Annotated in this window: 26 protein-coding genes and 1 pseudogene; 17 read left to right on the forward strand and 10 right to left on the reverse strand. The window is 72.2% G+C overall.

What is annotated here, in order from left to right:
- A partial coding sequence (locus tag HII36_RS38055; RefSeq protein WP_328808078.1) for an NUDIX hydrolase occupies positions 1 to 474 on the forward strand: 474 nt, incomplete at its 5' end.
- A gap of 8 nt (positions 475 to 482) precedes the next feature.
- Here the strand turns inward: HII36_RS38055 and HII36_RS38060 are convergent.
- Positions 483 to 1,127, reverse strand: coding sequence for a class I SAM-dependent methyltransferase (locus HII36_RS38060; protein WP_173528181.1), 645 nt, complete (start codon positions 1,125 to 1,127; stop codon positions 483 to 485).
- Positions 1,128 to 1,454: 327 nt separating this feature from the next.
- On the opposite strand from HII36_RS38060, the gene HII36_RS38065 reads away from it, so the two are divergent.
- Positions 1,455 to 2,687, forward strand: a complete 1,233-nt coding sequence (locus HII36_RS38065; RefSeq protein ID WP_173528182.1) for an MFS transporter — start codon at positions 1,455 to 1,457, stop codon at positions 2,685 to 2,687.
- A gap of 50 nt (positions 2,688 to 2,737) precedes the next feature.
- Here the strand turns inward: HII36_RS38065 and HII36_RS38070 are convergent, their stop codons facing one another.
- The 4 genes from HII36_RS38070 to HII36_RS38085 form a co-directional block, all read right to left on the reverse strand.
- The gene (locus tag HII36_RS38070) at positions 2,738 to 3,238 is read right to left on the reverse strand and encodes a hypothetical protein (protein WP_173528183.1); all 501 of its coding nucleotides are present in this window, start codon (positions 3,236 to 3,238) and stop codon (positions 2,738 to 2,740) included.
- 88 nt (positions 3,239 to 3,326) lie between these two features.
- The gene (locus HII36_RS38075; protein ID WP_173528184.1) at positions 3,327 to 3,842 is read right to left on the reverse strand and encodes a GNAT family N-acetyltransferase; all 516 of its coding nucleotides are present in this window, start codon (positions 3,840 to 3,842) and stop codon (positions 3,327 to 3,329) included.
- Positions 3,843 to 3,938: 96 nt separating this feature from the next.
- Entirely contained in the window at positions 3,939 to 5,036 is a 1,098-nt protein-coding gene (locus HII36_RS38080) for a hypothetical protein (RefSeq protein ID WP_173528185.1), read from the reverse strand.
- A 377-nt stretch (positions 5,037 to 5,413) separates the two neighbouring features.
- Positions 5,414 to 6,460, reverse strand: a complete 1,047-nt coding sequence (locus tag HII36_RS38085; protein ID WP_173528186.1) for a helix-turn-helix domain-containing protein — start codon at positions 6,458 to 6,460, stop codon at positions 5,414 to 5,416.
- Between the two features lie 372 nt (positions 6,461 to 6,832).
- On the opposite strand from HII36_RS38085, the gene HII36_RS38090 reads away from it, so the two are divergent.
- Positions 6,833 to 7,087, forward strand: a complete 255-nt coding sequence (locus HII36_RS38090; RefSeq protein ID WP_173528187.1) for a hypothetical protein — start codon at positions 6,833 to 6,835, stop codon at positions 7,085 to 7,087.
- 165 nt (positions 7,088 to 7,252) lie between these two features.
- Here HII36_RS38090 and HII36_RS38095 read toward each other — a convergent pair whose 3' ends face one another.
- From HII36_RS38095 to HII36_RS38110, 4 genes are read right to left on the reverse strand one after another with little or no spacing between them, the layout of a single operon-like run.
- Positions 7,253 to 8,224, reverse strand: coding sequence for an MsnO8 family LLM class oxidoreductase (locus HII36_RS38095; RefSeq protein WP_173528188.1), 972 nt, complete (start codon positions 8,222 to 8,224; stop codon positions 7,253 to 7,255).
- A gap of 40 nt (positions 8,225 to 8,264) precedes the next feature.
- Positions 8,265 to 9,023: an aminotransferase class IV gene (locus HII36_RS38100; protein WP_173528189.1), complete on the reverse strand. Its 759-nt coding sequence runs from the start codon at positions 9,021 to 9,023 to the stop codon at positions 8,265 to 8,267.
- Between the two features lie 36 nt (positions 9,024 to 9,059).
- Positions 9,060 to 10,043: an adenylate/guanylate cyclase domain-containing protein gene (locus HII36_RS38105; RefSeq protein ID WP_328808079.1), complete on the reverse strand. Its 984-nt coding sequence runs from the start codon at positions 10,041 to 10,043 to the stop codon at positions 9,060 to 9,062.
- 19 nt (positions 10,044 to 10,062) lie between these two features.
- The gene (locus HII36_RS38110) at positions 10,063 to 12,504 is read right to left on the reverse strand and encodes an MMPL family transporter (RefSeq protein WP_173528190.1); all 2,442 of its coding nucleotides are present in this window, start codon (positions 12,502 to 12,504) and stop codon (positions 10,063 to 10,065) included.
- 90 nt (positions 12,505 to 12,594) lie between these two features.
- Between HII36_RS38110 and HII36_RS38115 the strand changes: the two genes are divergently transcribed.
- Together HII36_RS38115 and HII36_RS56040 are read left to right on the forward strand one after the other, a co-directional pair.
- Positions 12,595 to 13,299 (forward strand): response regulator transcription factor, encoded by a 705-nt coding sequence (locus tag HII36_RS38115; RefSeq protein WP_173528191.1) that lies wholly within the window; start codon positions 12,595 to 12,597, stop codon positions 13,297 to 13,299.
- Positions 13,299 to 14,486, forward strand: a complete 1,188-nt coding sequence (locus HII36_RS56040) for a sensor histidine kinase (RefSeq protein ID WP_217370476.1) — start codon at positions 13,299 to 13,301, stop codon at positions 14,484 to 14,486. Before HII36_RS38115 ends, HII36_RS56040 begins: the two co-directional genes overlap by 1 nt.
- Positions 14,487 to 14,495: 9 nt before the next feature.
- Here the strand turns inward: HII36_RS56040 and HII36_RS38125 are convergent, their stop codons facing one another.
- Entirely contained in the window at positions 14,496 to 15,248 is a 753-nt protein-coding gene (locus HII36_RS38125) for a FadR/GntR family transcriptional regulator (protein ID WP_173528192.1), read from the reverse strand.
- 89 nt (positions 15,249 to 15,337) lie between these two features.
- Between HII36_RS38125 and HII36_RS38130 the strand changes: the two genes are divergently transcribed.
- The 12 genes and pseudogenes from HII36_RS38130 (at position 15,338) to HII36_RS38180 (ending at position 26,120) form a co-directional block, all read left to right on the forward strand.
- Positions 15,338 to 16,831, forward strand: coding sequence for an ABC transporter substrate-binding protein (locus tag HII36_RS38130; protein WP_217370477.1), 1,494 nt, complete (start codon positions 15,338 to 15,340; stop codon positions 16,829 to 16,831).
- On the forward strand, positions 16,828 to 17,766 hold the full coding sequence (locus tag HII36_RS38135; protein ID WP_173528193.1) for an ABC transporter permease: 939 nt from the start codon (positions 16,828 to 16,830) through the stop codon (positions 17,764 to 17,766). Before HII36_RS38130 ends, HII36_RS38135 begins: the two co-directional genes overlap by 4 nt.
- Complete coding sequence (locus HII36_RS38140) at positions 17,763 to 18,647, forward strand: ABC transporter permease (protein WP_236004312.1); 885 nt, start codon at positions 17,763 to 17,765, stop codon at positions 18,645 to 18,647. Before HII36_RS38135 ends, HII36_RS38140 begins: the two co-directional genes overlap by 4 nt.
- Positions 18,634 to 19,578 (forward strand): ABC transporter ATP-binding protein, encoded by a 945-nt coding sequence (locus HII36_RS38145; protein ID WP_173528194.1) that lies wholly within the window; start codon positions 18,634 to 18,636, stop codon positions 19,576 to 19,578. Before HII36_RS38140 ends, HII36_RS38145 begins: the two co-directional genes overlap by 14 nt.
- On the forward strand, positions 19,547 to 20,368 hold the full coding sequence (locus HII36_RS38150; protein ID WP_173528195.1) for an ATP-binding cassette domain-containing protein: 822 nt from the start codon (positions 19,547 to 19,549) through the stop codon (positions 20,366 to 20,368). The genes HII36_RS38145 and HII36_RS38150 overlap by 32 nt, the downstream gene beginning before the upstream one ends.
- Positions 20,365 to 21,546, forward strand: coding sequence for a M20 family metallopeptidase (locus HII36_RS38155; protein WP_173528196.1), 1,182 nt, complete (start codon positions 20,365 to 20,367; stop codon positions 21,544 to 21,546). Before HII36_RS38150 ends, HII36_RS38155 begins: the two co-directional genes overlap by 4 nt.
- Before the next feature lie 46 nt (positions 21,547 to 21,592).
- Positions 21,593 to 22,165: pseudogene (locus HII36_RS58895) on the forward strand (aldehyde dehydrogenase family protein); the annotation flags it as partial.
- A 109-nt stretch (positions 22,166 to 22,274) separates the two neighbouring features.
- Entirely contained in the window at positions 22,275 to 23,012 is a 738-nt protein-coding gene (locus HII36_RS58240; RefSeq protein WP_328808080.1) for an aldehyde dehydrogenase family protein, read from the forward strand.
- Positions 23,013 to 23,056: 44 nt separating this feature from the next.
- Positions 23,057 to 23,596: a GNAT family N-acetyltransferase gene (locus HII36_RS38165; RefSeq protein WP_173528197.1), complete on the forward strand. Its 540-nt coding sequence runs from the start codon at positions 23,057 to 23,059 to the stop codon at positions 23,594 to 23,596.
- 9 nt (positions 23,597 to 23,605) lie between these two features.
- Entirely contained in the window at positions 23,606 to 24,370 is a 765-nt protein-coding gene (locus HII36_RS38170; protein ID WP_173528198.1) for an SDR family NAD(P)-dependent oxidoreductase, read from the forward strand.
- 80 nt (positions 24,371 to 24,450) lie between these two features.
- Positions 24,451 to 25,020, forward strand: coding sequence for a DUF4142 domain-containing protein (locus tag HII36_RS38175; RefSeq protein ID WP_173528199.1), 570 nt, complete (start codon positions 24,451 to 24,453; stop codon positions 25,018 to 25,020).
- 593 nt (positions 25,021 to 25,613) lie between these two features.
- Positions 25,614 to 26,120, forward strand: coding sequence for a methyltransferase family protein (locus HII36_RS38180; protein ID WP_173528200.1), 507 nt, complete (start codon positions 25,614 to 25,616; stop codon positions 26,118 to 26,120).
- Positions 26,121 to 26,262 lie beyond the last annotated feature (142 nt).

Genomic DNA, 26,262 nt, shown 5'->3' on the forward strand with positions numbered 1-26,262 from the left:
GGCTTCGACCCCAGCCCCAGCCCCGGCTTCGGCCTCGCCCGGCGCGCGGTGAGCGGCCGGTTCCGCGCCATCGTGGACGTGCACGTCCTGCTGCTCCGCGACGGGCACGTGCTCCTGGCCCGCCGCGCCGGCACCGGGTACGGCGATGGCCTCTGGCACCTGCCCTCCGGCCACCTGGAAGCGGGCGAGTCGGTGACGGCCGGCTGCGTCAGGGAGGCCAAGGAGGAGGTGGGCGTCGACCTCGACCCGGCCGACCTGGCCTTCGCGCACGTCATGCACCGCGCGCCGGACCGGGTCGGCTTCTTCTTCGCCGCCGTGCGCTGGCGCGGCGAACCGTACAACGCCGAGCCGGACAAATGCGCCGAGTTGGGCTGGTGGCCGCTGGACGGGCTGCCCGCGGACACGATCGGCTACCCGGCCGCCGCCATCGCGCACATCGGGGACCGGGTGCCGTTCGCGCTGTACGGGTGGTGACCGGCCGGCTAGTTCGGGGACTTGGTCTGGTAGACGCTGACCGCGAACGGCCGCGCGGAGGAGGTGAAGACCTCCTCGGTCACGCGCGACAGCGAGTCGTGGGCGTCCAGGAAGCGATGCAGCCGGGTGGCCTCCGGCCACGGATGGACGGCGACCAGCACCCCCTCGGGCCCCAGCAGGTTGCGCAGGCGGGCCGAGGCGTGGCGCAGGCGGTCGTGCCGGCCCAGGTAGTACAGCGTCTCCGAGCAGAAGGCCAGGTCGAAGCGCTCCTCGGGCTCATGGGTGAGGATGTCGGCCTGGATGAAACGCACCCGCGGCTTGTCCTGGGCGCGTTCGCGGGCCCGGGCCAGCGCCCGCTCGGAGACGTCCACGCCGACGATCTCCGCTTCGGGATACAGGCCCGCCAGCGTGTGGGTGAAAACGCCTTCGCTGCAGCCCACCTCGATAATGCGCCGATAAGGCCGGGCCGGCAGTTGTTCCAGGGTCATCTGGTATTTGTGAAGCTCATAGTCGTCGCTGGACAGCTTCCACGGATCGGGGCTGCGGTGGATCCAGTCGAAGAAGCGGCTGAGTATCACCCCCTGCCGTTCGGGTGACAACAGCGACAGCGTCCGGAACAGCGTCCGGTGCAGCGCATCAGTAATGCTCGCCATGACGGTTCTCGCCTTTCGCCCGGACGCCCAATGCAGCGTTCCCCGTGTTCAGCTCGTCGTAACTTTCCGTGCTCCGGCCACTACTTCACGTCTATTCGCCGGTCGACCCCCACCTGGCCGATCATCATATGAGCTGAAATGCCGCCGCGAGCGGGCCGGGAAAATGTTCGGCCCGCCAATCCGCTTTCGCCCGCCGAATTCCGCGCCGTAACCAGCGGATATGCCGGTGCGGCCGCGTCCGGCACCGAATTCGGGCCGGGGGCTTAACTTGAGCATCACTCAGGTCCTAGGCTGTGAATCCCTCACGACAGAGCCTGAGAGGTGCGGATGGCGCTGCTTCCGGTGAGCGAGCCGGAACAGCCGGTCACCTTTCGGTGGATGTTCCTGGTCTCGCTGACCCAGTTCGGACTCAACCTGGGCTGGATCACCGCCATTCAGATCCAGCTCCCGGTGCAGCTCGGCGAGATCGACCCCGCGCGCAAGGAGACCGCGCTGGCGCTGGTGCTCGGCGTGGGCGCGTTCCTGTCGATGGTCGGCAATCCGCTGTTCGGCGCGCTGTCGGACCGCACGCGCGGACGTCACGGCCGCCGCCGGCCGTGGGTGTTGTGTGGCTCGCTGGGCGGGGCCGCCGGGCTCGTCCTGATCGGCGTGCAGGAGAGCGTGCTCGGCGTGGCCGCCGGCTGGGCGCTGGTGCAGGTGTCGCTCAACGCCGTGCTCGCCGCCGCCGTCGCGGCGCTGCCCGACCACGTCCCGGTACGCCAGCGCGGCACGGTCTCCGCCTGGTGGGCCGTGCTCGGCGCGATCGGCCCGCTGGCCGGCGGAGTGGTCGTCACGCTGCTGGTCACCGGCCGGGTCCAGGGCTACCTGGCCACCGCCGCGCTGCTGCTGGCGACCACGCTCCCGTTCCTGTTCGTGGTCGGCGAACGGGACGCTGTGGCGCCGAGCCCGCCGTTCCGGCTCCGCGCGTTCCTGGCCGGGTTCTGGATCTCGCCCCGGCGGCACCCCGACTTCGCCTGGGCCTGGATCAGCCGGTTCCTGATCATGTTGTCGATCTCCATGGGCACCTCGTACCTGCTGTACTACCTGCGCGACGAGGTGCGCCACCCCGACGCGGAGCAGGGCGTGGTGGTGCTGCTCGTGGTGTACACCACGGCGTCGATCCTGACCGCCCTGGCCGGCGGGTGGCTGTCGGACCTGCTCGGCAAGCGCAGGGCGCTGGCCTGCGCCGGCGGACTCGTCGGCGCGGGCGCGGCGGTGCTGCTGGGCGTGACCGGCTCGTGGGAGACCGTGATCGTCGCGGCCGTCGTCCTGGGCATGGGCTCAGGCGCGTTCTTCGCGGTCGACCAGGCCATCATCACCCAGGTGCTGCCCAGCCCCGAGGACCGCGCCAAGGACCTGGGCATCATCAACATCGCCAACGCGGGCCCGCAGGTGCTGGCCCCGGTGGTGGCCGCGCCGCTGGTGACGCTGCTCGGCGGCTACCCCACCCTGTACGCCGTCACCGCGCTCATCGGCGTCGCCGGCGGCGTCCTGGTCTGGCGGATCCGCGACGTCCCGTGAAAGGCCGTGGCGCGAGCGGAACGGGCCCCCGAAACCCGCACGCACGCGCGTCAGAGAGTCGAGTACAGGGACTTCCAGGTACCCGCGTACAGGCAGACGTTCGACGGCGCCTTCGCCTTGCCCTCGCTGCACACCTTGAGCTCCACGTGCGCCACGTTCCTGTCGGTGAACGCGAACGCGCGCGGGCTGCCCTTGGAGCAGTCGAGGAAGCTGCGGTGCTTGAACGGCAGGTTGCCGTCGGCCTTGCGGTAGGTGATGCGGAAGACGGCCCAGCCGCAGCCGGAGCCGCTCGTCCGGTCGGTGATCCGGCCGGTGACGTGCACGGTCGCGGTGCTCGGGATGGTGGACTTGTTCAGGTTCGTGGCGTGCAGCGCGCCCTGGGCCACGGCCTTCTTGCCCGGCGCGTACTTCGGCCCCCAGGAGGCGGCGCCCGTACTGGTCTGGGGGCTGGTCTGGGGGCTGGTCTGGGTGTCGGCCCAGGCGGCGGTGGCCGGGGCGGCGAACAGGGTTCCGGCGGAGACGGCGATCACGATCGTGCGGGTGGCTTTCATCCCTGATCCCTTTCTCGATTACCGGGAGTGTGGGATCACCCGCTTTCAACGTGATGGACAACCGCCGTCACCGCGCTTGCCCCGCGGCTCACTGGGCCCGGGCCTCACGCAGGCTCTTGACCAGGATGTGGCAGGTCTCCGCCTCCTCCTCGATGCGGCCGTCCGGGTGGAAGACGTGGCGGGTGGTCAGGATGGGCGGGTAGGGCCACTCCGCGTACCCGAGCCGGTGGTACAGCCGCCGCACCCGGACGTTGCCCGGCTCCACGCCGAGCGCGACCCGTTCGTGCCCCAGCGTGCGCAGCCGCTCCTCGGCCTCGTGGACGAGCTGCGTGCCGATCCTCCGGTTGCGATGCGCAGGAGAGACCTCCAGGTGCGTCAGGAGCGGCACGCCGGGCAGCCGGTCGCGCAGCTCGGGCTCCTCGGCCGAGCTCAGCCAGAGGTAGACGTCGCCGACCGCGTTGAACGCCTGCCAGGCGACCAGCAGGACGCCGTGTCCGGCGTGCTGACGGGCGAGCTGGGTGGCGAAATATCGTTCCTGCCCGAGGGCCGAGACGAGGAAGGGAAGATCCTTCCCTAATGCCTGCCGAATGCGGACTTGAGCCATAACACTTAGATTGACCGGAAGTGTGGGGGTGTCACACCTGGTGTCGTTAAGTCTGGCAAATTACCACCAATGAGGCCGGTGGGGGTTGGCAGGTGTTCAGGGTCGCAGGTGAAGGGCGGTGAGCTTGGGGCCGTGCGGGGCGGACAGTCGGCGCACCGCGTCCATCGGCGACCTGACCTGCGGGGCCGTGTCGAGCCCGGCCATGAAGTCCTGCCAGATCTCCTGGTCTTCGCGCCAGGCACGCAGGTAGTCGACGCACAGCTCGGGCGTGATGCGGAAGAGCCGGCCGCGTGCCGCCTTCAACGCCGCCGTCATCCGCTGCTTCTCGCCGGGCGGAACGTCGATGCCGGGGACGCGGGCCAGGATGTCGTTGATGAAACGGGCGCGCTTGCCGAGGAACTGCCGCCAGTACCTCTCGTCGGCCCCGCTCAGGTCACCGTTCTCGTCCAGCAGCCAGAACACGCCCTCGGCCAGCACGTCGCCGAGTTCCTCCTGCCTGGCCCGCTCCGGGGTGCGATAGGGGTCGTAGGGCTCTTGGACCGCGTGACCGATCATCGTGACCGGGCGCAGGCCCGCCGGGGCGAGCAGGAAGAACCAGTCCTCGTTGTAGATGTCGGGGAAGAAGGACGTCGTACGCGCCGCGTCGATCACCAGCGCGCCGCCGCCGACGAAGCATTCCTGCGCGCCGCCCACCGCCCGGTTGGCGTGACACACCACGGAGTTGTCCGGCATGCCGCGGATGTCCAGGCCGACCGCGTTGTAGCGCCCCAGCAGCTCGGCCGCCCGGAACAGGTCGTCGGGCGCGCCCACCTCGATGTCGTCGTCGAGGAAGGCGACGTGGTCCCAGCGCATCATCCTGGACAGCGCGAGCGCGAGATTGCGCTTGATCGCGGTGTCCGCGCGCCGCCGGAACAGCGGCGGCAGGACCGCCGAGGTACGCAGCTGCGGCAGGCGCACGCTCGACGGCCCGGGCAGGTCGATGGCCAGCAGCTCGGACGGCGTCGCACCCCCTTCGGACGCCTCGCGCCGGACCCTGCGCTTGTCCGTCCACTGGCCACTGGAGATCGTCACCAGCGGGCAGCCCAGCTTGCGCGCCAGCGGGATGATCCTGCGCAGGTAGGCGGCGGGCCGGACGGTGGGCACGACGATCGCGTCGATCCGGCCGGCCGCGGGAGCGTCAGTGGATGGCAGCAACCACCTGTGCGAGCCATGATGGTCGGCGGAACGCCACGAGGAAGGACCGTCGTGCGGGTCGGGCGAGCCATGGGTCTGTGCGGAACGGCTCGATGTGCCTGGGGCACGCGCCGGGTCTGCTCCGGCCCAGGGCTCGCTGCTCGACTCCATGAGTAGGTCCAATCATTTCGATTCCGTCGGCGGCGGCCCTTTTCCATGCTCGGGTTCCTGGCCGGAGTTCCACTGACGCCGGCCGGTTCCACCGGCTGCCGACCTCACGGTGGGCGAGGTGCTGGACGGAGTGTCCCGGCGAAGGGGTGAGATCATGGTGGACGCGGTCTTCACACGAAGGAGCGGTGGAACATCCGGGAACTTCCCGAGCATCGGTCCGGCGCTCGTCATGATGACCACTCGAACAAGCGCGACTCCTCATTGGTCCAGTCCGGCGTGAGCACCACGCCGTTGAGCACGCTGACCCGCATGAGGATGGCGAAGCTCTCCTGGCCGGCGAAGCGCTCCCGGCAATAGGCCGCGTTCCTGTCGCGGAACCTGGGGTCGGTCAGCGCGCGCGCCGCGCCGAGCGTGCCGCGGCCGTAGAAGCCGTTGCACATCGTCATGGTGCGCCTCGTGTTGAGCGGGTTGGGGCCGCGGTAGAACAGCGCGACGTCCTCAAGCAGCCGGCCCGCCTCATCGAGCACCGGGGCGAAGCGCTCGTCGCCGGCCTGGAAATAGGCGCCGCCGGGCCCGGCGTCCCAGTCGGCCACCTGCCGGACGGGCAGGTGCAGTCTCGCCAGCGTCTGGGCGGCGACCTGGTTCCAGTCGATGCCGCCGAGCAGCACCAGGTGGGTGGTCAGGTCGTCGGGCATGAGCAACTGGGCGGTGCGCGTGTGGACCTCGCTCAGCGGGTTCGCGGCCCGGATCCGGCCGTGCAGTTCGAGCAGCGAGTCGAGGTCGGCGTAGGTGTACAGCTCGACGTAGTCGGGGTCGTCGGGATCGGCGTACGGCATGCGGGCCAGCTTGTCCTCGGGCAGCCTGGCGCAGATCAGGGTGACCGGCTTGCCGTCACTGAAGCGCCAGAGGTCGCCGGCGGGGGCCGCGTCCTCGCCGGACGGATCGCCGAGCGCCGCCCTGCGCAGGTTCAGCAGGTCTTTCAGCAGGCGGTCGCGCTCGATCTCCTCCTCGGGGCGCAGGCTCGCCAGGTGCGTCAGCGTGCCGTCCGCGTACGAGCGCTCGGTGCAGAAGATCGTCGCGTAGGCCCGCAGCCGCGCCGTGGGCGGCGTCTTGGGGTGCACCTCGGACTCCCAGGACGAGATCAGCGGCACACTCACTCCCAGCGCGCGCGCCAGCTGGTCCTGAGTGATCTTGACGTCTCGCCAGTGCTTGCTGCGCAGCGATCTGAGCCGCTTCGCCAGCGCCCTTCCAGGATCGTCTGATGCCTGCGCCATCGAAAGCACCCCTCATCTGAGCTTCAGCATTCTAGTAAACATCTACTGATGCTCAGACGCGAGCATGAGCGCGCCCGTAACGGGTAGTGGATGCGCCCGTCCCGCAGCGAAGTCTGCATTCTAGCCAGAACACTCCCGGCCACGCGATGGATTGGAAGGAAGCAGGCAGGGGAATCCTGACTTCAGGAGACCTAAGCAATCAACTGAAGATTAACTGAAGGTTTACCCATGCGAACAAGAGCTCCGCCGGAACCGCCCAGGCGCGGGCAGGCACCCCAGCGAACAGGCAGGCACCTCCGGATCGGCACGACGAGCACCGGCAGTGCCCGCACTCGTACAGGCCCCATCGGCGCGTCACACACCTGGACTCTCATGATGATCTTAGTCTTCCCCGCCGGGGCGGCGCTCCTGGCCGCCGCCCCACAGGACATCGGCTTCGCCGCCGAAGGCGTCCTGTACCTGCTCACCTTCCTCGCCTGCTGTGTCCTGGGCTTCGCCGTCCGCCAGGTCACCAAGGTCGTGTCGTCCCTGCTGCGGGTGGCGCTCGTGGTGATCGCCTTCCTCGCCCTCGGCACCGCCGCCGTGCTCGTGCTCGCGCGCGTCCTCATCGAGCTCGGGCCGTTCTGACGGCCTGTCCGCGGCGAGAGACGGCTTGTCCGCGACGGGACACGGCCTGACCGCGACGGGACACGGCTTGACCGCGACGGGAGACCGCTCCCGCGTGATCGGCCCCCTCGCGAAGAGATGGGCGCACCGGCGCGCCCATCTCGGATCCGTCACCGGCCGGACCGGTCACCTGATCGACGCCAGCCGCCGGTAGGAGTCGAGCCGCCGGTCGAGGTCGTAGGTGTTCATCGTCACCAGCACCTCCTCCGCCCCGGCCGAGGCCACCAGCGAGTCGAGCGCCACCGCCACCTCACGCTCCGTCCCGTGGATCTGGCCCTTGCGGGCCTCGTCCAGGAACGCCCGCTCCCGTTCCGTGAGCTCCAGCCGGGCGATCTCCTCGGCGGGCAGCAGCGGCGGGAACGCGCCGCTCGTCCGCGAACGCACCGTGGACCACGCCTCGGGCAGTTGCAGCAGCGCCGCCTCGCGCTCGGTCGCGGCCACCGCGACGTTCACCGCCACCATCACGTACGGCTCGGCCGCCCACGCCGACGGACGGAACGCGGACCGGTAGCGGCCCACCGCCTCCAGCATGCGCGGCCCGCCGCCGATCACCATCGGCAGCCCGTGCCTGGCGGCGAGATCCGCGCCCGACCCCATGGCCAGCACGAACGCCTGCGGACGCAACCCCTCGGCAGGCAACGCGTGCACCCCCGGGTACGCGCTCTGGCCGCCGGTGAAGTAGCCGAGCAGCTCCTCGAGCTGCGTGCCGAAGGCGTCGGCGTCCTCCAGGCCGTGTCCCAGCGCCTTGCGTATGCCGCCGGTGAAGCCCACGGATCGGCCCAGCCCCATGTCGACGCGTCCCGGATACAGCGACTCCAGCACCCCGAACTGCTCGGCCACCACCAGCGGACGGTGGTTGGGCAGCATCACGCCGCCGGTGCCCACCCGGATCTCGTCCGTGGCCGCGGCCACCGCCGCCGCCAGCACGGTCGGCGCGGAACCCGCCACGCCGGGCACGCTGTGGTGCTCCGACACCCAGAACCGGTGATATCCCAGCTCCTCGACCTGCTGGGCGAAACGCACGGTGTCACGCAGCGCCGCCGCCGGGTCGTGCCCCTGCCGGACGAGTGAACGGTCGAGAATCGAATATCTGGTCATATATCGCTGTAACCCGGGGACCGGCCGGGAGCATCCCGGATCAGTCCAGCGGGTCCCAGGGAGTGTCGTCCAGGGCGGCCAGGAGCCGGGCGAACGCCTTCTCGTCCGGGTTCAGCGTGAACTCGTCCACCTGGCCGACCGGCGACAGGCCCCGGGCGCTGCTGAGGAACACCAGGTCGTGGCCCTCCAGGTCGGCGACCTTCAGCGGCCGCCGCTCCTGCGGGAACCCGGCCCGCCGCAGCAGCCCCATCGTGATGCCGGCGAGCATGGGCGCCTGCGGCCAGATCAGCCGGCCGCCGGACAGGCAGCCCAGGTTCGTCACCGCGCCCTCGCTGATCAGGCCGTCCGCCGAGGTGAGCAGCGCGTGATCGGCGCCCTCCAGGGCGGCCCGGCGCATGAGGTAGGTCTGCTGGATGCCGCCGACGCTCTTGATGTGCGGCAGGAACCGCTGGTAGACGTACGACCTGACGCGCTGCGGGCGCGGGCTCGCGTCGATCGGGGCGGCCGCCGTGGCGATGAGGTGCGGCCGGTCCGCCGCCAGGACGTGCACCCTGATCCCCGCGTCGCGCAGGTCGTCGCCGAGCGCGGCACGGATTGAGTCGAGCACCCGAGCGCGGTCGACCGGCTCGCCGAACAGCTCGGCGTTGGCCGCGTCGAGCCGGTCCAGGTGCAGGTCGAGGCCGCGTACCCGGCGGTCGCGCACCTGCATGGCGGTGAAGTGGCCGTACCCGGCGGCCAGCGCCAGCCGCGCGTCCGCGGCCACCACCCGCCCGTCGATGACCGCCCGCACGAACCTCACCCGCCCGCCCCCCTCACATCGCTCGCCGCCCGCCCGCTACTCTCGTGGCCCGCTCGTCCCGCGAACGGCGCGCATCACCGTGAACGGGGCCAGCTCGCCCAGCCCGCGCACCGACAGCCGGTTCACCGGACGCAGCTCGAACGCCCGATCGCCCTCCAGCTCCTCGGCCAGATCCGGATCGGCCAGGATCGCGCCCGGCAGCGCCAGCGCGGTCAGCCTGCTGGCCAGATTCACCGTCGTGCCGAACACGTCGCCCATGCGCCAGATCACCGGCCCGGCCGCCAGCCCGACCCGCAGCTCCGGCATGCCCTTGACCTTGGCGTGCGTCTCGATCAGCCGCAGCCCGATCTCGGCGGCCACGTGCGACTTGTCGGCCACGAACAACACCGAGTCGCCGAGCGTCTTGACCACCCGGCCGCCGGAGGAGGTGACGACGTCGGCCGAGCGTCCCTCGAAGCTGTCGACCAGCCTGGCCAGCTCGGTCGGGGTGATCTGCCTGCTCAGCCGGGTGAACGCGACCAGGTCGGCGAACCCGACGGCCAGCCGTACCGTGCTCATGTCCTGGTCGGCCAGCCGGCCCGCGGCGGCGGCGAGCTGGCGCTGCCAGGCGTAGACCAGCAGACGGGCCAGGCCGGGCACCACCCGCTCGGCCCGCCGCCGCCACGCGCGCGGCCGCTCGGCCAGCGGCACCCCCGCCTGGTCGAGCACCTCGGCGCCCAGCTCGGCCTGCGACTCGGCCAGCCGCGTCGTCGCCCGCCCCAGCGAGCGGGCGATCAGCAGCACGTGCTCCTCGTCGTAGATGCCCGAGCTGACCATGCCGACCAGCGTCTTCAGCGCCTCGACGTCGGAGTCGGTGAACTCGACCGCGTCGTCGGCCACGTTCGCGAAACCCAGCGCGCGCCAGAACCTGCGGGCCCGGTACATCGGCACCCCGGCCATCTCGGCCACCTGGCGGCTGGTGTAACGGCGCGGTTCACGCAGGAACGCCTCCGCCACCCCGTCCGCATCCTCGCCCGCCACGTGGGCAACATAACACCCCTTACGCCCGATTCCCCGCAGGCTCAGGGACCGCCGCCCGCGTCGGCTCCTTCGCGGCGGGGACGCGCAGCACCCGCGCCGCCCACCCGGGCAGCCACCAGTTCCAGGAGCCCATCACCGCCACGGCCGCCGGGACCAGCACGGCCCGGATGAGCGTCGCGTCCAGCGCCACGCCGAGCGCCACGCCGCTGGCGAACACCTTCACGTCCAGCTCCGGCGTCATGGCCAGGGACGCGAACGAGATGCACAGGATCAGCGCGGCCGAGCTGACCAGCCGGCCGGTCCGCCCGACGCCCTCCACGATCGCCTGGACGGTGCTGCCGGTCCTGTCGTACTCCTCGCGCATCCTGGCCAGGATGAAGACCTCGTAGTCCATGCTCAGGCCGTACAGGAACGCGAAGATCGTCAGCGGGACGTACTCGCCGACCGAGCCCGTGGGCGGCAGGCCGAACAGCTGCTCGGTGCCCCAGCCGTACTGCCAGAGCAGCACCATCGCGCCGATCACCGCGCCGAGCGAGAGCAGGTTGAGCGCGATGGCCTTCAGCGGCAGCACGATCGACCGGAACGCCCGCGCCAGCAGCACGAACGTCACCAGCGCGATCATGGCCAGCATCCACGGGAACGCGCCGTAGGCCTGCTCGCGCTGGTCGATGCTCTGCGCCGCCGCGCCGCCCACGCGCGCGCCGTCCGGCACGGCGGCGCGCACCCGCGCGATGACCGCCTCGCCCGCCCGGCCCCCCGTCTCCTCGGCGGGCAGGACGGTGAGCAGCGACGTCCCGCGCGTCCGCCACGCGGGCTCGTCGGGGGCGAGCACGGCGTGCACGCCGGGCACCCGCCTGATCCGCTCGGCCGCGGGGCCGGGGTCGCCGGTGACGAGCACGTCGAACGGGGTGATCACGCCGGCCGGGAACCCGGCCCGCCCGAGCGCGGCCAGCGCGGCGCCCGCCGCCGCCCGCGGATGCGACGCCTCGGCGACGGAGGCGCTCGGCGACGGCTCGGCCACGGAGGCGCTCGGCGACGGCTCGGCCACGGAGGCGCTCGGCGACGCCTCGGTCACGGTGGCGGAGGCGCTCGGCGACGCCTCCGCGGTCGCCGGCGAGCCCTGGCCGGTCACCAGGTGGCGGCTCTCGGGCTGGCCGAGGTCGATCTGGGTGGCGGTGACGGCGAGGACCAGCAGCAGGCCGCCGGAGGCCAGGAGCGCCAGGTGCCGGTGCCGCACCACCCGCCGCGCCCACCCCGACCACAACCGCCCGGCCCGCGCCTCCCGGCCGAACCGCCCGCCCGAGGAGGCATGGCCGAGCCCACCGAGTCGCCCGCCCGAGGAGGCGCGGCCGAGCCCACCGAGCCGCCCGGACGGGCGGGACCCGGCGGCCCGGCGGGCGGCCCTGCGGGCGACCCCGCGGGCGACTCTGCGGTCCAGGCGTTCCCCGGCCCGGGCCAGCAGCACCGGCAGCACCGTCAGCGTGACGGCCACGCTGACCGCCGCGATCACCATCCCCGCCAGCCCCAGGCTGCGCAGGAACGGCACCGGCAACGCCACCATCGTGATCAGCCCGGCCGCCACCACGGCCCCGCTGAACAGCACGGCCCGGCCGGCCCCCGCCATGGCCAGGCGCACCGCCGCGTCGCCCCGGTGCCCGCGCGCCTGCTCCTCACGCCAGCGGGCCACGATCAGCAGCGAGTAGTCGACCGCGATGCCGAGCCCCAGTAGCGGCATCGTGGTCAGCGCCACGTCGTGGACCGTCATGACGAACGACAGCAGCAGCAGCGTCCCGAGCGAGACGCCGATGGCCACCACCGAGATCAGCAGCGGCACCAGCGCCAGCATCGACCGGAACACCAGCAGCAGGACCACCAGCGCGGCCACCACGCCCACGACGAGCTTGGTGCCCACGTCCAGGCCGCCCGCGTCGACGGCGGGGGAGAGGGCGTTCAAGCCGGTGAAGGTCACGCCCGTGCCCGGCGGCAGGTGCGGTCTCATCGCGGCGGTGATCGGCGCGCGCACGTCCGGCGACTCGCCGAGCCCCATTCCGGGCGGGCCGCCGTCCGCGGGCGTCCCGGCGAAGACCAGGCCGAGCGTCGTCCCGCCGTCCGATCCGATCAGCCGCGGATCGCCGGTGTTCGCGTACGACACCACGCGCGAGCCGGGCAGCGCGCCGAGCACGGCGGAGAACGCGCGGCGCAACTCCGGCGCGGCGCCCTTGGCCGGACGCCCGGCCGGCAGCGTCACGACGACCACGGTGGGACGCTGCGCACCCCCGTTGCCGTACAGGCGGGCGATCTCCCGGTTGGCGTCGAAGGCGGGCACGCCAGGATGCCCGTAGTCCTCGGAAAACCGCTGCACGGCGAACGGCGTCGCGGCCAGCCCCGCCAGGAACGCGGCCACCGCCAGCAACACGACCAGCCGCCGGCGGCGCAGCACGAAGGCAGTCAATCTCTCCATGCCGATCAGTCGACCAGGACGCCCACACAGAGCTCTGTGATCGTTCTGTGAGAACGCTGTGAATCGCGAACCTGGGTCCACAATGTCCGGGTGACCCGAATCCTGGTGGTGGAGGACGAGCCGTACCTGGCCGATCTGGTGGCCACGGCGCTGCGGTACGAGGACTACGAGGTGACGATCGCCGCGACCGGCTCGGCGGCGCTCGCGCTGGCCGCCGGGACCGATCCGCACCTGATCGTGCTCGACGTGCTGCTGCCCGACGTCCTCGGCACCGAGGTGTGCCGGCGGCTGCGGGCGGGCGGCTCGCAGGTGCCGGTGATCTTCCTGACCGCCAGGGACTCGACCGACGACCGCATCGGCGGGCTGAGCGCGGGCGGCGACGACTACGTCACCAAGCCGTTCAGCCTGGAGGAGCTGACCCTGCGCATCAAGGCCGTGCTGCGCAGGACCCGGCACCCCGCGCCGCCGCCCGCCGAGCCGCCGCCGAGCGCCCGCGTGTCCTTCGCCGACCTGGTCGTGGACGACGACACCTACGAGGTCTTCCGCGCCGGGCAGCCGATCGACCTGACGCCCACCGAGTTCAAGCTGCTGCGCTTCCTGCTGGACAACGCGGGCAAGGTGCTGACCAAGCGGCAGATCCTCGACCACGTGTGGGAGTACGACTTCGGCGGCAACGACGGCGTCGTGCAGACCTACATCAGCTACCTGCGCAGGAAGATCGACCGCGACGGGCCGCCGCTCATCCACACCAAACCCCGCATCGGGTACGTGCTCCGGCTGCCGGGGCGGCCGTGATGTCGCTGCGTACCCGTCTCGTGCTGACCACGGTGGGGCTGGTGGCGCTGGCGCTGATCCTGGTGTCCGGCGCCACGTTCGGCGCCCTGCAGGACTGGGCCACCGACCGCGCCGAAGCCGCCCCCGAAGCGTGGGGGACTTCGGCCGCGTTCGGGCAGGACGCGGCCGACCGGGAGCTGATCAGCCGGCTCGCCGGCGTGCTCGGCATCACCTCGGCCATCGTGCTGGCCGGGCTGACCGTGCTGGCGGCCTGGCTGGTGCGGCGCGGACTGCGCCCGCTGGAGCGGATGGCCGACGCCGCCGCCGGCATCGGCGCGGGCGAACTGGAGCGCCGGATCGACGCCGCCCCGCCCAGCACCGAGGTCGGGCGACTCGGCCACGCCTTCAACACGATGGCCGCCGACCTGGAGGTGGCGTTCAAGCAGCGGGAGGAGTCGGAGGAACGGCTGCGCAGGTTCGTCGCCGACGCCTCGCACGAGCTGCGCACCCCGGTCGCCACCATCCGCGGCTACGCCGAGCTGTTCAGACGCGGCGCGCACGCCAGGCCGGAGGACCTGGACCGGGCGATGACGCGCATCGAGTCCGAGGCCGCCCGCATGGGCCTGCTGGTCGAGGAGCTGCTGCAGCTCACCAGGCTGGACCGGGGACGTCCGCGGGAGCGGGTGCCGGTGGACCTGGCCGAGCTGGCCGCCGACGCCGTCGCGGACACGCTCGCCGTCGCGCCGGGCCGGCCGATCTCGGCCGTGGGCTCCGGCCCGGTGCCGGTCACCGGCGACCCGGCCAGCCTGCGGCAGCTCGTCGGCAACCTGCTGGCCAACGTCCTCGACCACACCCCCGACGGGACCCCGGCCACCGTACGGGTGGCACGCGACGGCGGGTACGCGCTGATCGAGGTCGCCGACGAAGGGCCAGGACTGGAACCCGAGCAGGCCGAGCGAGTCTTCGAACGCTTCTACCGCGCCCACCGGAGACCGGCCGGGCGCATGGGCGGGGGGAGCGGGCTCGGGCTGTCGATCGTGGCGGCGGTCGCTTCGGCCCACGGCGGCACGGCCACCGTCACCTCCACCCCGGGCGCCGGCGCCACCTTCCTGATTCGCATCCCGCAGGCCGACGCCTCCCCGGTCCGCATCCCGCAGGACGACGCCTCCACGGTCCGCATCCCGCAGGACCCACCGATCAGCAGGTGACGCGGCGGGTCACTCCAGGAGCGCGCGGAGTGCGGCGCGCTCGCCGGGGCGGACATGGCCGGCGTAGTAGTCGTACAGCGACTCACGCGACAGCCGCGCCGCCAGCGGCCCGTCACCCGCCCTGATGGCGGCCAGCACCTCCTCGTGGTGCGTGATGCTGCGCCGCATCAGCGCCACGCCGTCGGGCGCGGCCGCGATCCGCTCCTTGACCAGGTCCAGCACGATCGAGCGCACCACGTCGACGCAGATCTGGATCAGCTTGTTGCGCGCGGCCCTGGTCACCGCGTCGTGGAAGGCCACGTCGGCGGCGCCGAACGCCTCGTGCCCGGCGGTCAGTGACTCGCGCATGCGGGCGATGGCCGCGTCCATCTCGGTGAGGTGCGCGTCCGTGCGCAGCCGCGCGGCCAGCAGCGCGGCCGACGCGTCGAGCACCATCCTGAACTGCACCAGCTCGGCCAGCGACAGCTCGTCCACGCGGGCCAGCGTGGTCATGGACTTGTGCAGGGCGGCGGGCGTGAACGGCAGCACCTCGGCCCCGTTCGGGTCGCCGGGGCGCGAGCGCACCAGGCCGCGCGCCTGCAGCACCCGCAGCGCCTCGCGCACCGTGGACCGGCTGACGGAGAACTGCCCCATCAGCTCCCGCTCGCTGGGCAGCCGCTCGCCGGGGCACAACGCGCCGCTCTCGATGGCCTCTTCGACCTGTTCGACGACTCGCTCATAGGCGCGTACGGTGCGTACCGGCTCAAAGCGGGGACTCCCCAATGCACGCTCCCTTGACCCGAGCTGCGCCAGACTGGCAGGGTGCGTAGTCTACTGGTCAGACCAGTGCACTAGCCAGGAGGCTGTAGAACATGGGGCGAATCGGAACAATGATCGCCGTGGGCGGTCTCCTGCTGGCCACGGCGGCCTGCGGCGGGGGTTCCACCCCGGGCGCGGGTGGCGGCACGCCCGCCGCCGAGTCGCTGTCGGTCGGGTTCGTGGCCGAGCCCGCCAACCTCGACTTCACCTCCACCGAGGGCGCGGCCATCCCGCAGGCGCTGCTCGTCAACGTGTACGAGGGCCTGGTCAAGCTCGACCAGGACGGGCAGATCCAGCCCCTGCTGGCCGAGCGGTGGGAGGTCTCGCCCGACCGGAAGACCTACACGTTCACGTTGCGCAAGGGCGTCACGTTCAGCAGCGGCGCCCCGTTCACCGCCGACGACGTGGTGTTCTCGCTCGACCGGGTCAAGACCGACTGGAAGCTCAAGATCAAGACCCAGTTCGACGTCGTCGACAAGGTGGAGAAGAAGGACGACTCCACCGCCGTCGTCACGCTGAAGAACCCGAGCAACGGCTTCCTGTACGCGATGGCGACCAGGCTCGGCGCGATGTTCAGCCGCACCGGCGTCGCCGACCTGGCCAACAAGCCGGTCGGCACCGGCCCGTACGTGCTGGGCGCCTGGCGGCGCGGCGACTCGATCAGGCTCGACGCCAACCCGAAGTACTGGGGCGCCAAGCCGAAGGTCTCCGCCGTCACGCTGAAGTACTTCAAGGACCCGACGGCGCTCAACAACGCGCTGCTGACCAGCCGCATCGACGTGATCTCCAGCGTGCAGGCGCCCGAGTCGCTGCAGCAGTTCGCCGACACCGCGCGCTTCCAGACCATCGAGGGCACCACCAACGGCGAGGTGGTGCTGTCGATGAACAACGGCCGGCCGCCGTTCGACGACAAGCGGGTGCGCCAGGCCGTGCGGCACGCCATCGACCACAAGGCGCTGCTCGACACCGCCTGGGCCGGGCGCGGGCAGCTCATCGGCTCGATGGTGCCGCCCACCGACCCCTGGTACGAGGACCGCACCGGCGACTACCCGTACGATCCGGCCAAGGCCAAGGAACTGCTGGGCGGCAAGACGTACACCGTCAAGATGCGCATTCCGAACCTGCCGTACGCGGTGGCGAGCGCGCAGGTGGTCAAGTCGCAGCTGGCCCAGGTGGGCATCACGGCCGACATCGAGCCGCTGGAGTTCCCGGCCCGCTGGCTGGACGTGGTGTTCAAGCAGGCCGACTACGACATGTCGATCATCAATCACGTCGAACCCCGGGATATCGGCATATTTGCCGATAAGTCGTATTACTTCCGTTACGACAACCCGGAATTCGGCCAGCTCCTCGCCTCCGCCGACTCCGGCACCGAGCAGCAGCAGACCGACGACCTGAAGAAGGCCGCCAAGCTGCTGTCCGACGACGCCGCCGCCGACTGGCTGTTCCTGTTCCCGAACCTGATCGTGGCGAAGAAGGGCGTCACCGGGCTGCCGAAGAACGCCATCGCGGAGTCCTTCGACTTCACCGCGCTCGCCAAGCAGTGAGCCTGTACCTGCTCAAACGGGTCGCGGTGCTGCTGGCGAGCACCGCCGTGGCCGCCGTGGCGGTGTTCGCGTTCATGGCGCTGCTGCCCGGCGACCCGGCCGAGATCGCGCTCGGCGTGAACGCCACCCCCGAGGCGGTGGCCGAGCTGCGCCGGCAGTTCGGCACCGACAGGCCGCCCGCCGCGCAGTTCCTCGACTGGGCCGGCGGCCTGCCCGGCGGCGACTTCGGCGTCTCGTACGTCACCGGCGCGCCCATCGGCCCGCAGATCGCCGAACGGCTCAACGTGACGGCGGTGCTGGTGCTCGGCGGCATGGTGATCGCGCTGCTGATCGCGGTCCCGGCCGGCACGTTCGCGGCCGTGCACCACCGCAACCCGCTCGGCGCGGCGATCAGCGCGGCCAGCCAGCTCGGCATCGCGATCCCGGCGTTCCTGGCCGGGATCCTGCTGGTGTTCGTGTTCGCGGTGCGCGCCCAGGTGCTGCCGTCCGGCGGGTACGTGCCGTTCGCGGAGAGCCCGGGGGAGTGGCTGCGCGGCCTGGTGCTGCCGTGGCTGTCGCTCGGGCTGGTGCAGGGCGCGGTGCTCACCCGCTACGTGCGCAGCGCCGTGCTCGACGTCATGCGCGAGGACTACCTGCGCACCGCCCGCGCCAAGGGCCGCGGCGCGATGGGCGCGCTGTGGCGGCACGGCCTGCGCAACGCCGCCGTCCCGGTCGTCACCGTGCTCGGGCTGCAACTGGCCACGCTGCTGATCGGCGCGGTCGTGGTGGAGCGGGTGTTCGTCATCCCCGGGCTCGGCGACCTGCTGCTGAACGGCGTCGCCGGGCGCGACCTGCTGCTCGTCCAGGGCGTGGTGATGGTGCTGGTGCTGGCCGTGCTGCTGATCAACTTCGTGGTGGACGTGACCTACCACCTGCTCGACCCGAGGCTGCGATGACCGGGACCGGAACCGGCGGCCGGATGCGAGGCCGGATGCGAGGCCGGATGCGCGGCCGGTGGAACGCCGGGCTGATCGTCGGCGGCGCGCTGGTCGGGATCGTGGTGCTGACCGCGTTGCTGTCGTTCGTGTGGACCCCGCACGACCCCACCCTCGTCGACGCCGCGCGCAAGCTCCAGCCGCCCGGCGACGGCTACCCGCTCGGCGCGGACAAGTTCGGCCGCGACACGCTCAGCCGGCTCATGGTGGGCGCGCGCACCACGCTCTACGTGGGCGTGGTGGCCGTCGGCATCGCCGCGCTGATCGGCACGCCGCTGGGCGTGATCGCCGGGATGACCCCGCGCGGCTGGCTGTCGGAACTGATCATGCGGGTCAACGACCTGGTGTTCGCCTTCCCCGCGCTGCTGCTGGCCATCATGCTCGGCGCGGTCTACGGCGCGGGCACGCTCACCGCGATGATCGCGATCGGGGTGGCCACCGTGCCCGCGTTCGCCCGCGTGGCCCGCGCCGCCACGCTCCAGGTCATGGTGACCGACTACATCCTGGCCGCCCGGGCCGCCGGACGGCGCGGCACGGCCATCGCGGTGCGGCACGTGCTGCCCAACATCGGGCCGATGCTGATCGTCCAGGCGTCGGTGTCGTTCGCGATCGCCATCCTGGCCGAGGCGGCGCTGTCGTTCCTCGGCTTCGGCACCCGGCCGCCCGTCCCGTCGTGGGGCCGGATGTTGCAGGAGTCGCAGGAGCTGCTGTTCTCCACGCCGCGGCTGGCGCTGTGGCCGGGGCTGGCGATCGCGCTGGCCGTGCTCGGCTTCAACCTGCTCGGCGACGGGCTGCGCGACGTGCTCGACCCCAGGCTCAGGAGGATCAGTGCTGAGCGTTGAGCGGCTGAGCGTCCGCACCGGGCCGGTGGAGCTGGTGCGCGAGGTGTCGTTCGAGATCGCGGCGGGCGAGCGGGTCGGGCTGATCGGTGAGTCGGGGTCGGGCAAGTCGCTGACCGCGCTGTCGATCATGGGTCTGCTGCCCGAGGGCGTCACCGCCGCAGGACGGGCCAGGCTGGGCGGGCGCGACCTGCTCGGCGTACCCGAGCGGGAGCTGAAGGGCCTGCGCGGCCGTGACGTGTCCATGGTCTTCCAGGAGCCGATGACCGCGCTCAACCCGCTCATGCGCGTCGGCGCGCAGGTCGCCGAGGTCATGACCCTGCACGGCACGCCGCGCGCGCGAGCCCGCGAGCGCGGGCTCGGCCTGCTCGAACGGGTGCGCCTGCCGCGCCCGGCCCAGCTCGCCCGCGCCTACCCGCACCAGCTCTCCGGCGGGCAGCGCCAGCGCGTCATGCTGGCCATCGCCCTGGCCAACGAGCCCGGCCTGCTCATCTGCGACGAACCCACCACCGCGCTCGACGTCACCGTGCAGCGGCAGATGCTCGACCTGATCGCCGAGGTCGCGCCCGCGCTGCTGTTCATCACCCACGACCTGGCCGTGGTGGCGTCGGTCTGCGAACGGGTCCTGGTCATGTACGGCGGCCGCATCGTCGAGAGCGGCCCGATCCGCCAGGTCTTCACCCGGCCCAGGCACCGTTACACCCAAGGGCTGCTGGCCGCGTCCAGGCTGCCGCCCCGGGGCACCCGGCTGCCCACGATCACCGGGAGCGTGCCCCCGGCCGGCGGGTTCCCCGACGGCTGCGTGTTCAGGAACCGCTGCCCGCACGCCACCGAGATCTGCGCGACAGAACCGGCACTGACCGGGCCCACGCCGGCCGAACAGCCGCGGACAGGAGACGCCCATGCCTTCGCCTGCTGGCACCCCGCCGACTGACGGGGGCGGCGCGCTGATCGAGGCGCGCGGGCTCACCCGCGTCTACCGCCGTCCGCGCGCCTCGCTCACCCGCCCCGGCGAGGTCGTGCACGCCCTGCGCGACGTCTCGCTGGACGTGCGGCGCGGCGAACGGTTCGGCGTGGTCGGCGAGTCCGGGTCGGGCAAGTCCACGCTGCTGCGCCTGCTGTGCGCGCTCGACCGGCCCACGTCCGGCTCCATCCGCTTCGACGGGCGGGAGATCACCGGCCTGCCCGAGCGGCGGCTGCGCTTCCTGCGCGAGAACCTGCAGATCGTCTTCCAGGACCCGATGAGCTCGCTCGACCCGCGCATGCGGGTGCGCGACCTCGTCGCCGAGCCCCTGGTCGCGCTGGGCGAGCCGGTCGGCGGCCGGGTGTCCGACCTGCTCGACGCGGTCGGCCTGCCCGCCGGGGCCGCCGACCGCTACCCGCACCAGTTCTCCGGCGGCCAGCGCCAGCGCATCGCCATCGCCCGCGCGCTCGCCCCCCGGCCGAAGGTACTGGTCGCCGACGAGCCGGTGAGCGCGCTGGACGTCTCCGTCCGCGGGCAGATACTCAACCTGCTGGCCGATCTGGTCGACGAGCTCGGGCTGACCCTGGTCTTCGTCTCGCACGACCTGTCGGTGGTCCGGTACGTGTGCGAGAGCGTCGCGGTCATGCACGACGGCGAGATCGTCGAGACCGGGCCCGTGGACGAGGTGTGGGCCGAGCCCCGCCACCCGTACACGCGGGCGCTGCTGGAGGCCGTACCGACCTTGGAGGGACTGCTGTGATCGACGTCGACGCCCGCGCGGTGGTGGAGTTCACGCAGGCGCTCGTGCGCATCCCGAGCACCTACGACCCGGCCAGGGGCCGCACCGAGCAGCCCGCCGCCGACCTGGTCGCGGCCAAGATGCGCGAGTGGGGCTGGGACCCGGTCGTGTACGAGGCCGCGCCCGGCCGCCCGAACGTGGTCGCGGTGGTCGAGGGCGGCGCGGGCGACGGGCCGACGCTGCTGTTCGAGGGCCACACCGACGTGGTGACCGAAGGCGACCTGGCCACCTGGACGGTCGACCCGTTCTGCGGGGAGATCCGCGACGGCAGACTGTGGGGCCGGGGCAGCGCCGACATGAAGTCCGGCCTGGCCGCCATCCTCCACGCCACCCGCGCGCTGCAGCTCGCCGGGCCGTTCCCCGGGCGGATCAAGGTGGCCGCGCTGGCCGACGAGGAAGGGCTGATGATCGGCGCGCACCACTTCGTCTCCTGCGGCCTGGCCGCCGACGTCGACGGCGCCATCGTGGCCGAGCCCGAGGCCGGCGAGATCTGCGCGGTGGCCAAGGGCGCGCTGCGGCTGCGCGTGGACCTCACCGGCAAGATGGCCCACGGCGCGATGCCCGAGCACGGGCGCAACCCCGTCCTGGCCGTCGCCGCGCTGGTGGACCGGCTGGGCGCGCTGCAACGCGAGCTTCAGCGGGCGCATCCGGCGCACGAGCACCTGGGCGAGGTGTACGTCACGCCGACCGTGGTCAGGGCCGGCGCCGAGGAGCAGGTCAACGTGATCCCGGCGACCGCGTCGCTGTTCATCGACGTCAGGACCGTGCCGGGGGTGGAGCACAAGGTGATCGCCGACCGGGTCGCCGCGCTGGCCGGCGGCGACGGGTTCACCGCCGAGGTGTCCGTCCTGGTGGACCGGCCGCCGGTGGACGTGCCCGTCTCCGACCCGGTGGTGGCCGCCCTGGCCGCCGCCCACCGCACGGTCACCGGCGCCGAGCCCGTCTACGGCGGGGTGCCCGGCTCGACGGACGGCACGGTGCTGACCCACTGGGGCGGGGTGCCCTCGGTGGTGTACGGGCCGGGCGGCAAGTGGATCGCCCACCAGGCGGACGAGTACGTGGAGGTGGCCGAGATCGTCCGCTGCACCCGCGTCTTCGCCGAGGCCGCCCGCCGCTTCCTCCACCGCGACCACCCCTGACCACGCGAAAGGGACAGTTACCTTCTACGGCGGGAACAGGTGAACCATGGTGACCACCGCATGGCCCCAGGGCCTCCCGATCGGCGACACGTGGCTGACGACCGACACCACCACCGACGTGACCTTCCCCTACGACGGCACCCTGGTGGCCAGGTCCCCGCTCGGCACCCCCGCCCTCGCCACCCGCGCGGTCGACGAGGCACGGGCGGTCGCCCCCGCCATGGCCGCCCTGCCCTCGCACGCCCGCCGCGCCGCACTCCGCTCCGCGCACGACGCGGTCGCCGCCCGGAGCGCCGAGTTCGCCGACCTGCTCGTGCTCGAAACCGGCAAACCGCTGGTCGACTGCCGCGTCGAGGTCGCCAGGACGCTGCTCACCCTCACCACCGCCGCCGAGGAGGTGGCCAGGCTGCACGGCGAGACGGTGCCGCTCGACCTGCTGCCGTCCGGCGAGGGGCTGATCGGGTTCTGGACCCGGCGCCCGATCGGGGTCGTCGTCGGCATCACCGGGTTCAACTATCCGCTGCTGCTCGCCGCCCACAAGATCGCCCCGGCGGTGGCGGCCGGCTGCCCGGTGATCGTCAAGCCCGCCCCGGCCACGCCGCTGGCCACGTCGTGGCTGGTCCACCTGCTGCGTGAGAGCGGGGCGCTGCCGCCGGCCGCGGTCCAGCTCGTCACCGGGGACGTCACGGTGGGGCCGGGCGCTGGTCGGCGACCGGCGGCTCGGCGCGGTGTCGTTCACCGGCTCGGCCGCCGCCGGGCACGCCGTCGCCAGGGCCGCCGCGCCCACCAAGACGCTGCTCGAACTGGGCTCCAACGCCGCGCTGGTGGTGGCCGCCGACGCCGACCTGCCCGCCGCCGCCGACGCGGTCGTGCGCGGCGGCTACTACGCCTCCGGCCAGGCGTGCATCTCCGTGCAGCGGGTGCTGGTCGAGGAGCCGGTGCGCGAGCCGTTCCTGGCGCTGCTGGCCGAGCGCGTCAAGGCGGTCGAGGTCGGTGACCCGCGCCTGCCCGAGACCCGCGTCGCGCCGCTCATCGACCCCGACGCGACCGACCGGGTCCTGTCCTGGATCGCGGGTGAGAGCGTGCTGACCGGCGGCGTGCGCGACGGGCGGGCGATCGTGCCCACCGTCCTCACCGACGTGCCCGACGGCAGCCCGGCCTGGGCGGAGGAGATCTTCGGCCCGGTGGTGTGCGTGCGCGCGGTGCCCGACCTGGAGTCGGCGTTCACCGCCGTCAACGCCTCCAGGTACGGCCTGCACGCGGCCGTGTTCACCCGCTCGCTGGCCACGGCCTTCGCCGCGATCGAACGCATCGAGGCCGGCGGCGTGGTGGTCAACGACGTGCCCGGGTTCAGGGCCGACAACATGCCGTACGGCGGCGTCAAGGACTCCGGCGCCGGACGCGAGGGCCCGCGCTTCGCCGCCGAGGAGCTGACCGTCACCCGGATGGCCATCATCCGCCCGTAGAAAACGCGTCGATCCAGGGATGGACCCGCGGTTACCGTACGCTCGTGGACATCTACCTGGAGACCGAGCGGCTCGTCCTGCGCCGGCTGGCCGAGTCGGACGCCGACGACCTCGTCGCCCTGCACAACGACCCCGAGGTCATGTTCTACATCAACGGCGGCAGGCCGACCCCGCGCGAGGAGGTGGTCGGCGAGGAGCTGCCCGTCTTCATGGACCGGCTCTTCCTGGCCGCGATCGAGAAGTCCACCGGCGCGTTCCTCGGCTGGTTCCACCTGCGCGCCCAGCGCGGCGAGCCCGAGGACGAGCCGGAACTCGGCTACCGGCTGCACAAGTCGGCCTGGGGCAAGGGCTACGCGACCGAGGGCTCGCGGGCGCTCGTCGACCACGCCTTCCGCGTGCTGGGCGCGCGCCGCGTGTACGCCGAGACGATGACCGTCAACACCGCCTCGCGCCGCGTCATGGAGAAGAGCGGCCTCAGGTACGTGCGCACGTTCTTCCAGGACTGGCCCGACCACATCGAGGGCGAAGAACTCGGCGACGTCGAATACGAGTTGCTCAGGTCCGACTGGGCCCGGCGGACTTAGGGTTCCCGCATGACGGGTTATGAGCGGCTGTTCAGGCTGGACGGGCGGCGGGCCGTGGTGATCGGGGCCGGCAGCGGGATCGGCAGGGAGTCGGCGCTCGCGCTGGCCGCCCACGGCGCGCGGGTGGTGTGCGCCGACCGCGACCTGGAGTCGGCAGGGGAGACGGCGGGCGCGTGCGCGGGCCGGGCGATCCGGCTCGACGTGCTCGACCCGGCCGCCGTGCGCGCGGCCGCCGCGGCGGAGCCGGCCGACGTGCTGGTGTTCACCGCCGCGACGAATGTGCGCAAGCGGCTGCTCGACTACTCCGACGCCGAGTTCGACCGGGTGGTGGGGCTGAACCTGCGGGCCTCGTTCGACGTGGTGCGGGCCTTCGGCGCGGGCATGGTGGCGCGCGGCCGCGGCTCCGTCATCGGCTTCGCCTCGATCAGGGCGTCGGTGACCGAGCCCGGCCAGGGCGTCTACGCGGCCACCAAGGCCGGGCTGGTGCAACTGCTGCGCACCGCGGCGGCCGAGTTCGGCCCGCACGGCGTGCGCGTCAACGCGATCGCGCCGGGCGTGGTCGAGACGCCGCTGACCCGCCAGATCAAGGACGACCCCGCCTGGTACGCCGCCTACGCGGCCAAGAGCGCGCTCGGCCGCTGGGCGCAGGCCCGCGAACTGGCCGGGGCCGTGGTCTACCTGGCCGGCGACGCCGCGAGCTTCGTGACCGGCTCGGTGTTGTACGTGGACGGCGGCTGGACCGCTGTGGACGGCCGATTCGATCCACCGAATTGACCCGAATTGATCCGTATTGAGCCGAATACCTCGGAGCGATCGGGGAAGCAGGCACGGGTCCCGATGAAAGGAGGGACCCGATGAGTACAGCACGGAAGTTAGTACCCGCGGGCGTCGCGGCCGTGCTGGCGTTCACCGTCCCCGCCACGGCGCAGGCTCAGCCGACGTCGCCGGGCAGCACCCCCATGATCGCCCAGGCCGAGGCGTCGGCGCTGGTCAACGCCCAGGACAGGGCGTACCTGCGGCAGGCGCACCGCGGCCACCTGGCCGAGATCGCCGCGGGTAAGGCCGCGCTCGGCAAGTCCAGGGACCGAGGTGTCCGGGCGGTGGCCTGGCGTCTGGTCCGCGACCACCGCCATCTCGACGCGCGGCTGCGCGCGGTGGCGGACCGGCTGCACGTGAGCCTGCCGAAGGCGCCGAGCGGCGTGCAGCGCGAGCGGCTCGAGGCCGTGCTGGCCAAGTCGGGCAACCGCTTCGACCGAGCCTGGCTGCGACTGCAGATCGACGCGCACACGCAGTCGCTGCAGCTCGGCAAGCGGGAGCTGCGTCACGGCGACTCCCGGTCGGTCAAGCGGCTGGCGCACGACAGCGCCTCCGCCGTGCGGCACCACCTGCACCGGGTGCGCGCGGAACTGGCCGAGGAGCACTAGCCCGGCCGGCCGGGAGCACTGGGCTCCCGGTGATCTCCCAGCCCCTCATCAGGGGTGATCCGTGCCCTCGCGGCGAGGGCGCACCACGGAACCCGCACCGCTCACCCCGTGACCGGTGCGGGTTTCGTGTGCTCCGCGAGGTTTCCGTGCGATCTGCGCGGTTTTCGGGCGTCCGGCGCGAAGAATGGCGGGATTCGACGACCGCGGCGCGAAGAACTTTCGGGTCCGGCCGATTTCCGGACCTGGGACGGCACGGGAGCCCGCGACTTTCCGGGCAATGATGAATGACCGGAAATTGTCAGATCGGGTGTCGGGGGCGCGGCGTCCACTGAGGCCGGGGATGGGGCGCGGGCCGTTTTGCGGCCCGCGCCCGGGCTCACCCCAGAGCCACCCGTGAGTCACTTTAATGAGATTCATCGGAGAATTCCATGCCTGCGGCCGAACCGAATGGGGAATTCTTTCTTTTTCGTTTAAGAATGAACTGTCGATCATGAAAAGAATGGCGTTCCGTGGTGATCGGGTCGCGGCCTGCGATTGACGGCGGGCCGGTCGGCCACCTAAACTCATCAAGTAGTGAATTGATGGGGGTCCCCATGCGCAGAACGCCCGCCGCCGTCTTCAGTGCCGTCTTCTTCGCCGCCGCGCCGGGAACCGCGGCCGTGCTGGTGCCCTGGCTGATCTCGCGCTGGGAGGTGCGCGACCCGCTGCCCGCCTGGCTGATGCTCCCGGTGCGGGTCGCCGGCGTGCTCCTCGTGCTGGCGGGGCTGGCCGTGCTGGTCGACGCGTTCGTGCGGTTCGTGGTCGAGGGCCTGGGCACGCCGCTGCCCGCCGCGCCGCCGGAACGGCTGGTGATCGGAGGGCTGTACCGGCACGTGCGCAACCCGATGTACGTCGGCGTCTTCGCCGCCGTCATCGGGCAGGCCATGCTGTTCGGCGATCCGTGGCTGCTGGCCTACTTCGCCGGGCTGACGATCCCGGTGTGGTCGTTCGTGCACTGGTACGAGGAGCCCACGCTGCGCGCCAAGTTCGGCGCGGACTACGACCAGTACCGGGCCAGGGTGCCGGGCTGGTGGCCCCGGCTGCACCCCTACCGCCCCTGACCGTGTGGCTCTCGTATCGCGTCGGCCAGCAGGGAGACGCCCTCGGCGATCGCGCCCTCGCTCAGCGAGGAGTAGCCGAAGATCAGCCCGCCGCGCCCGCCCGCCGAGATCCGGTACGGGCCCACGCCGTACACGCCCACCC

The organism is Nonomuraea antri (assembly GCF_013283785.1).
Classification (GTDB): domain Bacteria; phylum Actinomycetota; class Actinomycetes; order Streptosporangiales; family Streptosporangiaceae; genus Nonomuraea; species Nonomuraea antri.

What these genes read in the sequence shown, in the direction of transcription:
- HII36_RS38060 (WP_173528181.1), bottom strand. Translation starts at nt 1,127, where the DNA reads ATGGCGAGCATTACTGATGCGCTGCACCGGACGCTGTTCCGGACGCTG.
- HII36_RS38065 (WP_173528182.1), top strand. Translation starts at nt 1,455, where the DNA reads ATGGCGCTGCTTCCGGTGAGCGAGCCGGAACAGCCGGTCACCTTTCGG.
- HII36_RS38070 (WP_173528183.1), bottom strand. Translation starts at nt 3,238, where the DNA reads ATGAAAGCCACCCGCACGATCGTGATCGCCGTCTCCGCCGGAACCCTG.
- HII36_RS38075 (WP_173528184.1), bottom strand. Translation starts at nt 3,842, where the DNA reads ATGGCTCAAGTCCGCATTCGGCAGGCATTAGGGAAGGATCTTCCCTTC.
- HII36_RS38085 (WP_173528186.1), bottom strand. Translation starts at nt 6,460, where the DNA reads ATGGCGCAGGCATCAGACGATCCTGGAAGGGCGCTGGCGAAGCGGCTC.
- HII36_RS38090 (WP_173528187.1), top strand. Translation starts at nt 6,833, where the DNA reads ATGATGATCTTAGTCTTCCCCGCCGGGGCGGCGCTCCTGGCCGCCGCC.
- HII36_RS38095 (WP_173528188.1), bottom strand. Translation starts at nt 8,224, where the DNA reads ATGACCAGATATTCGATTCTCGACCGTTCACTCGTCCGGCAGGGGCAC.
- HII36_RS38110 (WP_173528190.1), bottom strand. Translation starts at nt 12,504, where the DNA reads ATGGAGAGATTGACTGCCTTCGTGCTGCGCCGCCGGCGGCTGGTCGTG.
- HII36_RS56040 (WP_217370476.1), top strand. Translation starts at nt 13,299, where the DNA reads ATGTCGCTGCGTACCCGTCTCGTGCTGACCACGGTGGGGCTGGTGGCG.
- HII36_RS38130 (WP_217370477.1), top strand. Translation starts at nt 15,338, where the DNA reads ATGGGGCGAATCGGAACAATGATCGCCGTGGGCGGTCTCCTGCTGGCC.
- HII36_RS38140 (WP_236004312.1), top strand. Translation starts at nt 17,763, where the DNA reads ATGACCGGGACCGGAACCGGCGGCCGGATGCGAGGCCGGATGCGAGGC.
- HII36_RS38150 (WP_173528195.1), top strand. Translation starts at nt 19,547, where the DNA reads ATGCCTTCGCCTGCTGGCACCCCGCCGACTGACGGGGGCGGCGCGCTG.
- HII36_RS38170 (WP_173528198.1), top strand. Translation starts at nt 23,606, where the DNA reads ATGACGGGTTATGAGCGGCTGTTCAGGCTGGACGGGCGGCGGGCCGTG.
- HII36_RS38175 (WP_173528199.1), top strand. Translation starts at nt 24,451, where the DNA reads ATGAGTACAGCACGGAAGTTAGTACCCGCGGGCGTCGCGGCCGTGCTG.
- HII36_RS38180 (WP_173528200.1), top strand. Translation starts at nt 25,614, where the DNA reads ATGCGCAGAACGCCCGCCGCCGTCTTCAGTGCCGTCTTCTTCGCCGCC.